The organism is Terribacillus saccharophilus, from assembly GCF_002272745.1.
GTDB lineage: Bacteria > Bacillota > Bacilli > Bacillales > Amphibacillaceae > Terribacillus > Terribacillus saccharophilus_B.
Genome location: NZ_NPBD01000005.1, coordinates 100634 through 112096, shown reverse-complemented (window position 1 = coordinate 112096; position 11463 = coordinate 100634). Strand labels below are relative to the sequence as shown.

Annotated in this window: 15 protein-coding genes and 1 other annotated feature; of the genes, 11 read left to right on the top strand and 4 right to left on the bottom strand. The window is 43.9% G+C overall.

The features are described 5' to 3' along the window. The first annotated feature begins 17 nt into the window (after positions 1-17). The 3 genes from dnaI to thrS all read left to right on the top strand — a co-directional run bounded on the left by dnaI (position 18) and on the right by thrS (position 4140). Positions 18-953, top strand: coding sequence for a primosomal protein DnaI (dnaI, locus tag CHH58_RS06890; protein WP_095226622.1), 936 nt, complete (start codon positions 18-20; stop codon positions 951-953). Between the two features lie 110 nt (positions 954-1063). After that, positions 1064-1873: a sporulation protein YtxC gene (ytxC, locus tag CHH58_RS06885; protein ID WP_249275059.1), complete on the top strand. Its 810-nt coding sequence runs from the start codon at positions 1064-1066 to the stop codon at positions 1871-1873. Between the two features lie 320 nt (positions 1874-2193). Next, on the top strand, positions 2194-4140 hold the full coding sequence (thrS, locus tag CHH58_RS06880; protein ID WP_095226624.1) for a threonine--tRNA ligase: 1947 nt from the start codon (positions 2194-2196) through the stop codon (positions 4138-4140). 172 nt (positions 4141-4312) lie between these two features. Here thrS and CHH58_RS06875 read toward each other — a convergent pair whose 3' ends face one another. Continuing rightward, the gene (locus tag CHH58_RS06875) at positions 4313-4804 is read right to left on the bottom strand and encodes a DUF1648 domain-containing protein (RefSeq protein ID WP_095262243.1); all 492 of its coding nucleotides are present in this window, start codon (positions 4802-4804) and stop codon (positions 4313-4315) included. 188 nt (positions 4805-4992) lie between these two features. Then, positions 4993-5113 (top strand) — a sequence feature (ribosomal protein L20 leader region). A gap of 79 nt (positions 5114-5192) precedes the next feature. On the opposite strand from CHH58_RS06875, the gene infC reads away from it, so the two are divergent. The 5 genes from infC to CHH58_RS06850 all read left to right on the top strand — a co-directional run bounded on the left by infC (position 5193) and on the right by CHH58_RS06850 (position 7301). Continuing rightward, positions 5193-5717, top strand: coding sequence for a translation initiation factor IF-3 (infC, locus tag CHH58_RS06870; protein WP_095226626.1), 525 nt, complete (start codon positions 5193-5195; stop codon positions 5715-5717). 26 nt (positions 5718-5743) lie between these two features. Further along, positions 5744-5938, top strand: a complete 195-nt coding sequence (rpmI, locus tag CHH58_RS06865; protein WP_095226627.1) for a 50S ribosomal protein L35 — start codon at positions 5744-5746, stop codon at positions 5936-5938. Positions 5939-5977: 39 nt separating this feature from the next. After that, positions 5978-6334, top strand: coding sequence for a 50S ribosomal protein L20 (gene rplT / locus CHH58_RS06860; RefSeq protein ID WP_095226628.1), 357 nt, complete (start codon positions 5978-5980; stop codon positions 6332-6334). A gap of 55 nt (positions 6335-6389) precedes the next feature. Then, positions 6390-6641: a DUF1294 domain-containing protein gene (locus tag CHH58_RS06855; RefSeq protein WP_095262242.1), complete on the top strand. Its 252-nt coding sequence runs from the start codon at positions 6390-6392 to the stop codon at positions 6639-6641. Positions 6642-6728: 87 nt separating this feature from the next. Beyond that, complete coding sequence (locus CHH58_RS06850; protein ID WP_095220176.1) at positions 6729-7301, top strand: TVP38/TMEM64 family protein; 573 nt, start codon at positions 6729-6731, stop codon at positions 7299-7301. A 33-nt stretch (positions 7302-7334) separates the two neighbouring features. On the opposite strand, the gene CHH58_RS06845 is transcribed toward CHH58_RS06850, so the two are convergent. Further along, positions 7335-7709 carry a hypothetical protein gene (locus CHH58_RS06845; protein ID WP_095226630.1) on the bottom strand — a complete coding sequence of 125 codons (375 nt, stop codon included), beginning with the start codon at positions 7707-7709 and terminating at the stop codon, positions 7335-7337. A gap of 113 nt (positions 7710-7822) precedes the next feature. On the opposite strand from CHH58_RS06845, the gene CHH58_RS06840 reads away from it, so the two are divergent. Next, positions 7823-8311 (top strand): dUTP diphosphatase, encoded by a 489-nt coding sequence (locus CHH58_RS06840; protein WP_095232970.1) that lies wholly within the window; start codon positions 7823-7825, stop codon positions 8309-8311. An 18-nt stretch (positions 8312-8329) separates the two neighbouring features. Continuing rightward, entirely contained in the window at positions 8330-9409 is a 1080-nt protein-coding gene (locus CHH58_RS06835) for a M42 family metallopeptidase (RefSeq protein ID WP_095226632.1), read from the top strand. Between the two features lie 35 nt (positions 9410-9444). On the opposite strand, the gene CHH58_RS06830 is transcribed toward CHH58_RS06835, so the two are convergent. Both CHH58_RS06830 and sspI read right to left on the bottom strand, forming a co-directional pair. After that, positions 9445-10062 (bottom strand): lytic transglycosylase domain-containing protein, encoded by a 618-nt coding sequence (locus CHH58_RS06830; RefSeq protein WP_283162799.1) that lies wholly within the window; start codon positions 10060-10062, stop codon positions 9445-9447. Between the two features lie 81 nt (positions 10063-10143). Beyond that, positions 10144-10356 carry a small acid-soluble spore protein SspI gene (gene sspI / locus CHH58_RS06825; RefSeq protein ID WP_038562113.1) on the bottom strand — a complete coding sequence of 71 codons (213 nt, stop codon included), beginning with the start codon at positions 10354-10356 and terminating at the stop codon, positions 10144-10146. 94 nt (positions 10357-10450) lie between these two features. Here sspI and CHH58_RS06820 point away from each other — a divergent pair, with 94 nt between their 5' ends. Continuing rightward, a complete protein-coding gene (locus CHH58_RS06820; protein ID WP_095226633.1) occupies positions 10451-11191 on the top strand; it encodes a TrmH family RNA methyltransferase in 741 nt (246 codons plus the stop codon). The last annotated feature ends 272 nt before the right edge of the window (positions 11192-11463 follow it).

The window sequence follows — 11463 nt, the reverse complement described above, 5'->3', positions numbered from 1 at the left end:
AGGAAGGGGGGGCACGTATGGAACCTATTCAAGCATCCTTGCGGAAATGGATGCAGGAAAACAGTAATTTTAAAGAGAACTTTGAGCGCATGCAGCAGCAAGTAAGGCAGGATCCAGAAGTCAAAGCGGTCTTGGAAGCAAATCCGCAGCTGACGGAACAGGATATCCAGCGGAATATGATGCGCTTATTCGAATATACAACACAATCAAAGCAATGCCACGATTGTCCATCACTTGGAGAATGCCGGAATATCCTTAATGGCTATACTCCAACTATTGAGGTAGAAGGTAATGTCATTCGTCTTGCATATGATAAATGCCATACCCGACTTCAGCAGGAAGAACGTGAGAAACAGGAATCACGAATCAACAGCCTGTACATGCCGAAGGATATACTGGAGGCGTCGACAGAAATGCTTGATCATGGCGATGCAGAACGCCAGCAAGCTATTTTGAAGACATTGCAGTTCCTGCAGCAGACAGGAGATACCATCCCAGAAAAAGGGCTGTATTTCTATGGACCGTTCGGCGTAGGTAAAACGTATTTCCTCGGTGCCATTGCTAACTATTTAGCCGAGAGAAATATATCCAGCATGCTTATCTATATGCCGGAGTTTGTAAGAGAAATGAAAGCTTCTATGAAAGATGACTCGGTCAATGAAAAAGTGGAGCTGTTCAAGAAGACACCAGTACTCATGCTCGACGATATGGGCGCCGAATCCCAATCGGCTTGGTTCAGAGATGAGATACTGGGTTCCATCTTACATTATCGTATGATGGAAAGGCTGCCGGTCTTCTTTACATCTAACTATTCGATTGCCCAGCTGGAGCAGCAGATTGCCACTACCAATCGCGGTGATGTGGAACGAGTGAAAGCAGGCAGGATCATGGAGCGTATTAAGCGTGTTGCCAACGAGGTGCCGTTGTTCGGAAAAAATAGAAGAAATGATTAAGTGAAAAGGCAAGCCGAAAACCGGCTTGTCTTTTTTTAGGCTCATATTTCCATTCTCCGCCCATATAATGTAACAGTTGATAGTGGCGAGGGTGGTTGATATTGCGTAAAGTGTTTATCAAATCAAAAAAAGAGATGGATACATTCTGTTCGTGCCTGGCTCTACTGGATGGAACGAAACAGGTGTATGTAGATGAAGATGACCGCTGGGGCTATGAAGCGACGATTCATGATGGCTATCACCGGCGGATTGCAATCGCCTTAGTAGAAACATTTCTTCATCACCGAGAGACAGAATGGATCGAGCAAATTGTGAAAGAAGTCTATTATTATAAGGACGAGGAAGCGATAAAGCGTATAGCAGAATTGACACATACGATTCTCGTCGGAGATATGTATGAAGAAGAAAAAGAACCGAGTTTGCCCCGTCAGCAAATCACACAGATTTTTCAAGAGATTGCTGCCAAGCACATCAGGATTTTCTACGACGCCGTCATCCAATTTCGCAGCACTGCATACAGAGAAGCATTGATGGATGTAGTCGGTCATGCGATAGATGAGTACAAGCGTGAAGAAGAATATCAGCTTTATGTAGAATCTCTGCGAGAATACGTTGGTAAAAAGCCGATAGGAACTGACGAAATCCATGTTATACAAGGGCGTGACTTCTCCTTTTACAAAGAAGATGGAACGTGCTATTCTGCTGAGGAAATTACTTCGCTTGCTGATGAAGAACCGCTCTTTTTAGCTGGTATAGGGAAACAGGAAAAAAATCTGACGCCTTTGATTGCTATGTCGCCACGGCAGATATATTTGTATGGTGACTACCCATCTGAACCGAAGACACTGACTGTCATTAATGTTTTTCAGGAAAGAGCCACATACCTTCCCTTACATCAATTTCCTTTCTCCCGTTATTAGCATGTCCTTGCATTTTCCTGAATCAGCGCTTATACTTACTTTATATGAAGAAGCGACAATAAAGGACATGATAGTGAAATCCGTTTGCATGTAAGAGAGGGGAGCCTAGGCTGGGAGCTTCCTGCATACGCTTTGCTGTTACCACCTTTTACAGCTCTGTCGGGGGACGAAAGAAAACCGGCAGCGTTTAATCGACGTTACTGATTCTTGAGCCGGTATATTTACCGGGAATTAGGGTGGAACCACGAGACAAACGCTCGTCCCTTTGCACAAACTTTGTGCAAAGGGACGGGCTTTTTATATTTTAGGAGGAAAGAACAATGGCAGATGTATTAGAAATCATTTTCCCAGATGGAGCAAAAAAAGAGTTTCCTGCTGGAACAACTGGCGAGGATATCGCTGGATCCATTTCATCAGGTTTGAAGAAGCAGGCTATCGCAGTTAATGTTGACGGCGTTGCATATGATCTGCGCACACCACTTCCAAATGGCGGTGCAATCGAAATAGTCACACTTAAGCAGGAACAAGGCGTAGAAATCATGCGTCACTCTGCTGCGCATTTGCTTGCACAAGCAGTAAAACGCCTATATGGCAACGTACAGTTCGGAGTAGGTCCGGTAATTGAGAATGGCTTCTTTTATGATATGGATCTAGAGGCTTCTATCACACCGGAGGATCTTCCAAAGATCGAAAAAGAAATGCAGCGTATCGTTGATGCCAACCTTCCGATTGTCCGTAAGGTTGTCAGCCGGGATGAAGCAAAAGCGATGTTCTCTGAAATTGGCGATAAGTTGAAATTGGAATTGATTGATGCGATACCGGAAGAGCAAGATGTAACAATTTATGAGCAAGGCGAATTCTTCGACCTTTGCCGCGGTATCCACGTACCATCTACAGGCAAAATTAAAGTGTTCAAGCTGCTTAGCATTTCTGGCGCTTACTGGAGAGGTGATAGCAAAAACCAAATGCTTCAGCGTATTTATGGTACTGCTTTCGAGAAAAAAGGCGAGCTAGATCACCACTTGAAAATGCTTGAGGAAGCAAAAGAGCGTGACCACCGCAAACTAGGAAAAGAGCTGGAATTGTTCACAGTTTCCCAGAAGGTCGGACAAGGTCTGCCGCTTTGGCTACCAAAAGGTGCAACTATCCGTCGTACAATCGAACGCTACATCGTCGACTTGGAAGAAAGACTTGGCTATGATCATGTTTATACTCCAGTACTGGGCAGTGTAGACCTTTATAAAACTAGTGGACACTGGGATCATTATAAAGATGATATGTTCCCGCCGATGGAAATGGACAATGAAGACCTTGTGCTTCGTCCGATGAACTGCCCGCACCATATGATGGTGTACAAAAATGAATTGCATAGCTACCGCAGCCTGCCTATCCGTATTGCAGAGCTTGGTACGATGCACCGTCATGAAATGTCTGGTGCCCTTGCAGGCTTGCAGCGGGTTCGCGCGATGACATTGAATGATGCACATATCTTTGCACGTCCAGATCAATTGAAAGATGAGTTCATCCGTGTTGTCCAGCTTGTGCAAGCTGTGTACAAAGACTTTGGTATCGATGACTATTCCTTCCGTCTTTCTTACCGTGATCCTGAAGATAAAGAAAAATATGTCGACAACGATGCGATGTGGGACAAAGCGCAAGCGATGCTGAAAGAAACAATGGAAGATCTTGAACTTGATTATGTAGAGGCAGAAGGCGAAGCAGCATTCTACGGTCCGAAGCTAGACGTTCAGGTGAAAACTGCTCTTGGTAAAGATGAGACATTGTCCACTGTTCAATTGGACTTCCACTTGCCAGAACGCTTTGATCTGACTTACATTGGCGAAGATGGTAAAGAACATCGTCCAGTCGTTATCCACCGTGGTGTAGTATCGACAATGGAACGTTTCGTTGCCTTCTTGATCGAAGAATACAAAGGTGCCTTCCCAACATGGCTTGCACCAGTTCAAGCGAAAATCATTCCAGTTTCTCCTGAAGCACATATGGATTATGCACGCCAAGTGGAAGATACACTTCGTATGGAAGGTATTCGTGTACAAGTGGACGAGCGCGAAGAGAAGATCGGCTATAAGATCCGTGAAGCACAAGTACAGAAGATTCCGTTCCAGATTGTTGTAGGGGATCAGGAAGTGAGCGACCAAGCTGTAAACATCCGCCGTTACGGAGAAAAACAATCCGAAACAAAAGATCTGAAAGCTTTCGTTGCAGAAATTAAAGAAGAAGTAGCGAAGCGGGTATTGCGTAAATAACATAAAAAATCCTTCCATCACTAAAGTGGTGGAAGGATTTTTTTGTCTGCTAAGATAGATGAAGAGACTAAATAGGCATAAAGGAAAAGGATTTATGTTTTTCAAGACTGCTATGATTACAGGGGATGGCTTTTTATTTGGCCAAGACACTTCCCGACATGTCAGAAACAGATTATTTTATTTTACGCTGCTTCATTAAACCCTCCACAATAGGATGAAAAACAGCGAGCAATATGATTATCAATGTCCAGGCGTTACCATCATTAATCCAGCCTAGAGCAATCATACTAAATTCCAATTCAATGAAGCAAAAGACCAGAATAATAAGGTTCTTTAACTTATTCAGCATCTTTCGATTAACACGGTAGAAAGCAGCCGCGTTTTTGTCATTCAATCGCTTCGGATAATTGTACACGTGAGGAAACTTTTCCAATATGTGCAAGAGAATAAACATAATGATACTAATAGCGGGGAGAACGAGTATGCTTATCTTTGCCGCCCAGTCATCCACTTCACCGGATAGGTCCATGTGGAGAGGTACTTGTTCAGGGAGCTGCTTCCAGATTATGATTAAGAAGATTACTGTAGCAAGATAGCCGCCAACCCCGATGATATCCCAGATTTTCTCTTCGCGTGTTTTCGGCATGTTGAGTTTTTTTCTCATCTGTTTATCACCTCATAGTTTACATACGAAACAGTCGGGGAATAAGTTTCAGCTGGAATATTTTAAATGACGGTTGTCAGCACCTGAAGAATGTGTTACATTAATTGAGCAGGATTACTGGGCTTCAATATGATTGACAGCATTAATCAGCTATGATAAGATTGTAAAAGTGAAATAAATATGTGATCTGAGACAAGCAGAAGTACCCACTTCTCACCTGATTGACGCCGCTTGGCAGTTGGCAGGTATGAAAACAGTGTTCTAGGACAAATGTGGGTGCCGTATGCGTACCGGCATTTTTTTTATGCTTTTTTACAACCATGTTTAACTGATAAGCGGCGGATATCTTGTCCCCGATCATAAGTTTCCCAAAATATCCTGGAGGTGGATGATTATTAGCAAAGATACGAATATCAATGAGAAAATTCGCGCACGTGAGGTTCGACTCATTGATTCAAACGGTGACCAGCTTGGCGTAAAATCCCGTCAAGAAGCATTAGAAATCGCACAAACAAGAAATCTTGATTTGGTGCTTGTGGCAGCAAACGCAAAACCACCCGTGTGCCGGATTATGGATTATGGTAAATTCCGCTTCGAGCAACAAAAGAAAGAAAAAGAAGCGCGTAAGAACCAGAAAATAATCAACGTAAAAGAAGTTCGTTTGAGCCCGGGTATCGAGGATCATGACTTCCATACGAAACTTCGCAACGCGCGTAAGTTTCTTGAAAAAGGCGATAAAGTAAAGGCTTCTGTTCGTTTCCGCGGACGTGCCATTACGCATAAAGAATTAGGCCAAGAAGTTCTCGAAAAGCTAGCTGGAGAGTGCAAGGATGTTGCAACGGTTGAAATGAGACCGAAAATGGAAGGCCGCAGCATGTTCCTAATGCTTGCTCCTATAGCTGAGAAACAGTAAGCCGAAGGATATAAGGAGGAAATACGATGCCAAAAATGAAAACCCACAAAGGGTCCGCTAAACGTTTCAAGAAAACAGGTACTGGAAAAGTAGTTCGTAACCACGGTTACACAAGCCACTTGGCTGCTAATAAATCTACTAAACAGAAACGTAAGCTTCGTAAAGATACACTTGTTTCTGCTGGTGATCTTAAACGTATCAAACAAATGCTACCTAAATAATAAAATTAAAGATTTTTTTGTCCTATAGGAGGGAATACTATGCCACGTGTAAAAGGTGGAACAGTAACGCGTAAGCGTCGTAAACGCGTTCTTAAGCTAGCTAAAGGTTATTATGGTGCGAAACATGCACTATTCAAAACTGCAAAACAACAAGTAATCAAATCCGGTCAGTATGCATACCGTGACCGCAGACAGAAAAAACGTGACTTCCGTAAACTTTGGATCGCACGTATCAATGCTGCTGCACGTATGAACGAACTTTCTTACAGCCGTTTGATGCACGGTCTTAAACTTGCTGGTATCGAAGTAAACCGTAAAATGCTTTCAGAGCTTGCAATCTCTGACGAAAAAGCATTCGCGCAACTTGCTACTAAAGCAAAAGACGCATTGAAATAAGCCAAAAAGCCGCTATCCTTTGATAGCGGCTTTTTGTATAGAAAGGGGTAGGAATATGGAGCTGGTCATTAGTCTGTATCTGCTGGTTGTTAATATACTGCTGTTCAGCTGGATGGGGATAGATAAACAAAGAGCAAAGGAGCAGGCGTGGCGTATAAGTGAACGAAGGCTGTGGATTACAGCAATCATTGGCGGCGCACTGGGCGGTTGGCTCGGGATGCAGGCATTCCGACATAAAACGAAGCATACCGCGTTTGTTATCGGCTTTCCATGCCTTGTCGTCATGCATGTCCTGCTAATTCTTTAATTACTGTAAGATAAATGCTGCGTGCTTGTCATAAAGGCTCGTCTCCTGTCATATATATTAGAGACATCTAAGAGGGAGTGAGCAGCAATGGACCAGGTTGGCGTGAGTATGTTGACGGTCGTCGCAACAGGGGGATTGTTTGCACCGCTTTTGTTCGTCCTCCTGTACCTGCTTCGGCCAGCTTTATTTCTGCCTGTCGTTTTCCTATGTATTTCGGGAGGAATCCTGTTCGGTGCTGTAGCTGGTACGATTTTATCCATTATTGGTATTACCGCATCCAGTATGCTGTTCTATGGTATCGCCCAGCGTTTTCCTCGATCAGCAAACAGGATTCTCATGCTGAAACAAAAGCTGATTGGCAGGCACACGAGCTTTACAACGGGGCAAGTCGCCTTAATGCGGCTAGTACCTTTTATACACTTCCACATCTTAAGCGTCTGCTTGATGGAAAATAACCGCAGTTGGAGATCATATGGGAAGGCCTCGATTCTATCGAGTATCCCGCTCGCTGCTGCCTATTCTTTTGCTGGCACATGGCTGCGCTATTTGCCGCCAGCGGCGATAGCAGGTGTCTTAGTAGTCCTGCTGGTCTGTATTTATCTGATGAGAAAAAAGGAATTTACGATTAAATGGGAAGAATTTTTTAAAGAAAGTGCATAAAACACTGGCGCTTCTATAAGCTCCAGTGCTTTATCATATTTCTGTGAGGACGAGCTCTTTTATCGGATGCTTCCATTCAATAGAAGCATAAGGGAAATGGCTTAGAATGCATTCTTCCATCTTATATAAATCATTTCGGGAAAATCCGGATAATCGATCCGGCTGTACAGCATTCATAACAACTTTGGTCACTTCAAATCTGTCTTCCCTTGGCTGCAAATACTTCTTACCAATCATCCGATACCCGCGATAGCTTAATGAAAAGTAGTGATCGTACTGTTCGCGATATTCTACTTCCTCTGCATCGAGGTGTGATGGATCAAAGGCTTGGTTCTTCCTTGCTTTCATGACGGTGTAGAACAAAAGAATCGCTGCACCTGCAAGCAACAGGAGAAAAAGAATCTTCATAGCGAGCAGGCCTCCTTTACTTTTTGTATAGATACGATTACGCTAAAGAAGAAGTTTCATCCGTTTTACTATACCCTCACTACATAGGAATAACGCAAGAAGGAGTCTTATATATGGATTACGAATATTTATTCAATAAACAGCGCGAGCTGGATAGCTACATCGAAGATAATCTCGAATCAGTTAATCGTGACGATCTTTTCCGTAAAAAAATACTAGCGCTTCAGGTCGAAATCGGTGAATTGGCTAATGAGACCCGTTGTTTCAAATTCTGGAGCAGAAAAGGCCCGAGCGAACAAAGTATCATACTAGAGGAATATGTGGATGGCCTGCATTTCATTCTGTCAGTCGGACTTGATAAAGGTCTTACATATACGTCCAGTCCGCTAACAGATAACGGAATCGATCAAACCGATTCATTTTTGGCACTGTACCGCAGCATCGGTGCTTTTTATAGCGAACCAGTACAGGAAACGTATGTTACGCTTTTCCAAAACTTCCTTCAGCTAGGTCAGCAGCTTGGCTTCAATGAAGCCTCGATTCTAAAGGCCTATCAGCAGAAAAACGAAGTGAATCATACAAGACAGGACGAAGGCTATTAAAAGGAGGAGGAATACATAATGAATGACAAATTAAACATGCTGAAAAGTTTGACTGATGCACCAGGTGTTTCGGGAGATGAAGCAGGTGTCCGCAAGGTAATGCGCGAGTATATCTCTCCGTTTGCTGATGAGATAACGACTGATAATCTCGGTAGTTTGATTGCCATCCAAAAAGGCAGTAAGACAGATGGGCCGAAAGTGATGGTTGCCGGTCATCTTGATGAAATCGGCTTTATGGTGACACGCATCGATGCGAATGGCTATCTGTATTTCCAGACACTCGGCGGCTGGTGGAGTCAAGTCATGCTGGCGCAGCGTGTGACTGTCCATACAAGGAAGGGTGAGCTTGTCGGCATTATCGGTTCCAAGCCACCGCATCTATTATCACTTGAGAAAAGAAAAAAACCTGCTTCTATCGAAGAGATGTTCATCGATATAGGTGCAAGCAGCAAGGATGAAGCGGAAGAATTCGGCGTACGTCCAGGTGATTCGGTTGTACCTTATTTCGAATTCACGAAAATGAAGAACGAAAAACTGCTTCTGGCGAAAGCGTGGGATAATCGCATTGGCTGTGCAGTAGCAATCGATATTTTGAAGAACTTGCATGATACCGACAAAGAAGCAACAGTTTATGGTGTTGGTACTGTCCAGGAAGAAGTAAGAAGACGGGGTGCAACTACTTCTGCCAATAAAATTGGGCCAGATATAGCATTTGCAGTCGATACAGGTATCGCAGGTGACACACCTGGCATTAGCGACAGAGAAGCAACAGGTAAGCTAGGTGCTGGACCCCAGATTGTTTTATATGATGCTGCGCATATCGCCCATAAAGGCTTGCGTGATCTTGTAATAGAAACAGCAGAGGAACTGAATATTCCTTATCAGTACGATACGATCAAAGGCGGAGCGACAGATGCGGGCAGCATTCATCTGACGGGCGATGGTGTACCTGCGTTGACAATCGGAATTCCTACGCGCTATATCCATACACATGCGGCTATGCTGCATGAAGATGATTATGATAATACAGTAAAACTATTGACTGCAGTTATTCAGAAATTGGACAAAGAAACAGTCGAGAAAATTACTTATAGCTAAATAAAAAAACCAGCTTCCAAGCGGAAGCTGGTTTTTTATGCTAGGTAGCTGCCCATTATCTTTTGGACATAATTCGTCGTTTCATTGAATGGCGGGATGCCGTTATATTTATCGACATTGCCCGGGCCAGCGTTGTATGCTGCCAAAGCTAGGCTGGTGTTGCCTTTGTAGCGGTCCAGCATCTGTTTCAAATATTTCGTACCTGCCATAACATTCTGCTCCGGATCGAAGCTGTTCGTCACGCCGAGTCCAGCTGCTGTAGCTGGCATAAGCTGCATAAGACCTTGTGCACCTACACCACTTTCAGCTAATGGATCAAAGTTTGATTCCATCTGAATAACAGAACGGATGAGCTTTTCGTCGACTCCATATCTAGAAGCAGCATCAGAGATGATACCATCAATCGTCTTATTACCAGAACTCTTGGGAGTACTATCTGTAACAGACTGAACCGAAGGAACGCTTTGAGTTTGTGTCATGGAACTAAGCGTTACATAAGGGTTGAGTCTAACCGAAGAACCGGTGTTCATCGTTTGCTGGAGCAGATTGCTGAAAGACTGACTGGAACTGGTGGTCGCTGAAAAGGCTGCCCGTTGCTGATAAGTAGCGAGTATCGTCGGACTAAGTGTGGAAAGTAGATAAGATGTATCCAAAAAACATATCTCCTGTCACATATTGTTAGTCCCATTGTAGCTCAAAAGAACCAGGGGTACAAGACCTATTTCAGCGGTGTTTTATCCTTGTGTTTGGACGCCCTTAGCTAGTGTATCAACCATTTCCTGCTTATCTTGGTCGCTGGCGTTTTTCCAGATTAGTTCGAATAGAACTCCCAATCCAGGCAGAAGAACTTCTCTACCATCGATGGAATCTGTAATAGTGGCTTGCAGCTGTTCTTCATTATTGTCCTTGATGTTGGCCAAGATGGCACGGCGGATATCTAAATCCATGCATGAGCACCTCTTTTCTTTTTTATAGTTTGACCGCTGTTCGTAAAACTATGTATGATAGAGGATATGTCAAGAAAGAGGAAGTGAACGTGCGTTGATCACATCAACTCAAAATGCCCAAGTGAAACAGTGGCAGAAATTGAAACGAAAAAAGGAACGGACAAAATCAAATACCTTCCTGGTAGAAGGATTCCATCTTGTAGAAGAAGCGATTAAAGCTGGCTGGACGATTGACCAGCTCATATTGCGCGATGAAACGGAACATCCGGAATGGGCGTCGGAATTGGAGCCGATACTTGTATCTGACCATGTTTTCAAAGCAATCACTGAAACGGAAACACCGCAAGGAATTGCAGCGGTTGTACAGATGCAGGACAAGAAGCTAAAGCGTCACAATCGTATCCTTATGCTGGATGCTGTCCAGGATCCAGGTAATTTAGGAACAATCATTCGTACAGCGGATGCAGCCGGATTTGACGCTGTCTACTTGGGAGAAGGCTCGGCTGATCGGTATAATGACAAGGTTATCCGCGCGACACAAGGCTCTATCTTCCATTTACCTGTTTTAACTGCCGATTTGGAGCTTCTATTGCCGGAACTGCAAGATAGCGGGTATACCGTATGGGCAGCAGCATTAGAAGGTGCTGTCGATTATCGAGATTTGACTGCACCGAAAAAAACAGCACTGCTCGTTGGCAATGAAGGAGCAGGAATCGACAAACGGCTGATCGCCCAGAGTGATATGGCTGTAAAGATCCCTATTTTCGGGAAAGCAGAATCACTGAATGTGAGTATTGCTACGGGTATTTTGCTGTATCACACGGTAAATAGGTAAAAGCGGGTTGCAAGAAGTCCCGGGATTTTCTATAATGAAACAAGATTAATATTGAGATGCGTGGAAAGAGTCAGTAATCCCTGCGGATCGTAACAACAGGAAGGCATGCCTATAGACTGAGAGCATGCCGGTTGCGGCAGCGGATGAACCTTCACTCTGGAGCAGGCACCGGGACCTTGTCGATGACAAGTAAAGGTGTATCCGGATTGCTAAATCCGTTATCAAGCTTCAAGTTGGGTATACATGTATACCAACAAGGGTGGTACCGCGAA

Excerpts from the sequence above, each read along its gene's own strand:
- dnaI (WP_095226622.1), top strand. The coding sequence starts at position 18 with ATGGAACCTATTCAAGCATCCTTGCGGAAATGGATGCAGGAAAACAGT.
- thrS (WP_095226624.1), top strand. The coding sequence starts at position 2,194 with ATGGCAGATGTATTAGAAATCATTTTCCCAGATGGAGCAAAAAAAGAG.
- CHH58_RS06875 (WP_095262243.1), bottom strand. The coding sequence starts at position 4,804 with ATGAGAAAAAAACTCAACATGCCGAAAACACGCGAAGAGAAAATCTGG.
- infC (WP_095226626.1), top strand. The coding sequence starts at position 5,193 with ATGATTATTAGCAAAGATACGAATATCAATGAGAAAATTCGCGCACGT.
- rpmI (WP_095226627.1), top strand. The coding sequence starts at position 5,744 with ATGCCAAAAATGAAAACCCACAAAGGGTCCGCTAAACGTTTCAAGAAA.
- rplT (WP_095226628.1), top strand. The coding sequence starts at position 5,978 with ATGCCACGTGTAAAAGGTGGAACAGTAACGCGTAAGCGTCGTAAACGC.
- CHH58_RS06855 (WP_095262242.1), top strand. The coding sequence starts at position 6,390 with ATGGAGCTGGTCATTAGTCTGTATCTGCTGGTTGTTAATATACTGCTG.
- CHH58_RS06850 (WP_095220176.1), top strand. The coding sequence starts at position 6,729 with ATGGACCAGGTTGGCGTGAGTATGTTGACGGTCGTCGCAACAGGGGGA.
- CHH58_RS06845 (WP_095226630.1), bottom strand. The coding sequence starts at position 7,709 with ATGAAGATTCTTTTTCTCCTGTTGCTTGCAGGTGCAGCGATTCTTTTG.
- CHH58_RS06840 (WP_095232970.1), top strand. The coding sequence starts at position 7,823 with ATGGATTACGAATATTTATTCAATAAACAGCGCGAGCTGGATAGCTAC.
- CHH58_RS06835 (WP_095226632.1), top strand. The coding sequence starts at position 8,330 with ATGAATGACAAATTAAACATGCTGAAAAGTTTGACTGATGCACCAGGT.
- sspI (WP_038562113.1), bottom strand. The coding sequence starts at position 10,356 with ATGGATTTAGATATCCGCCGTGCCATCTTGGCCAACATCAAGGACAAT.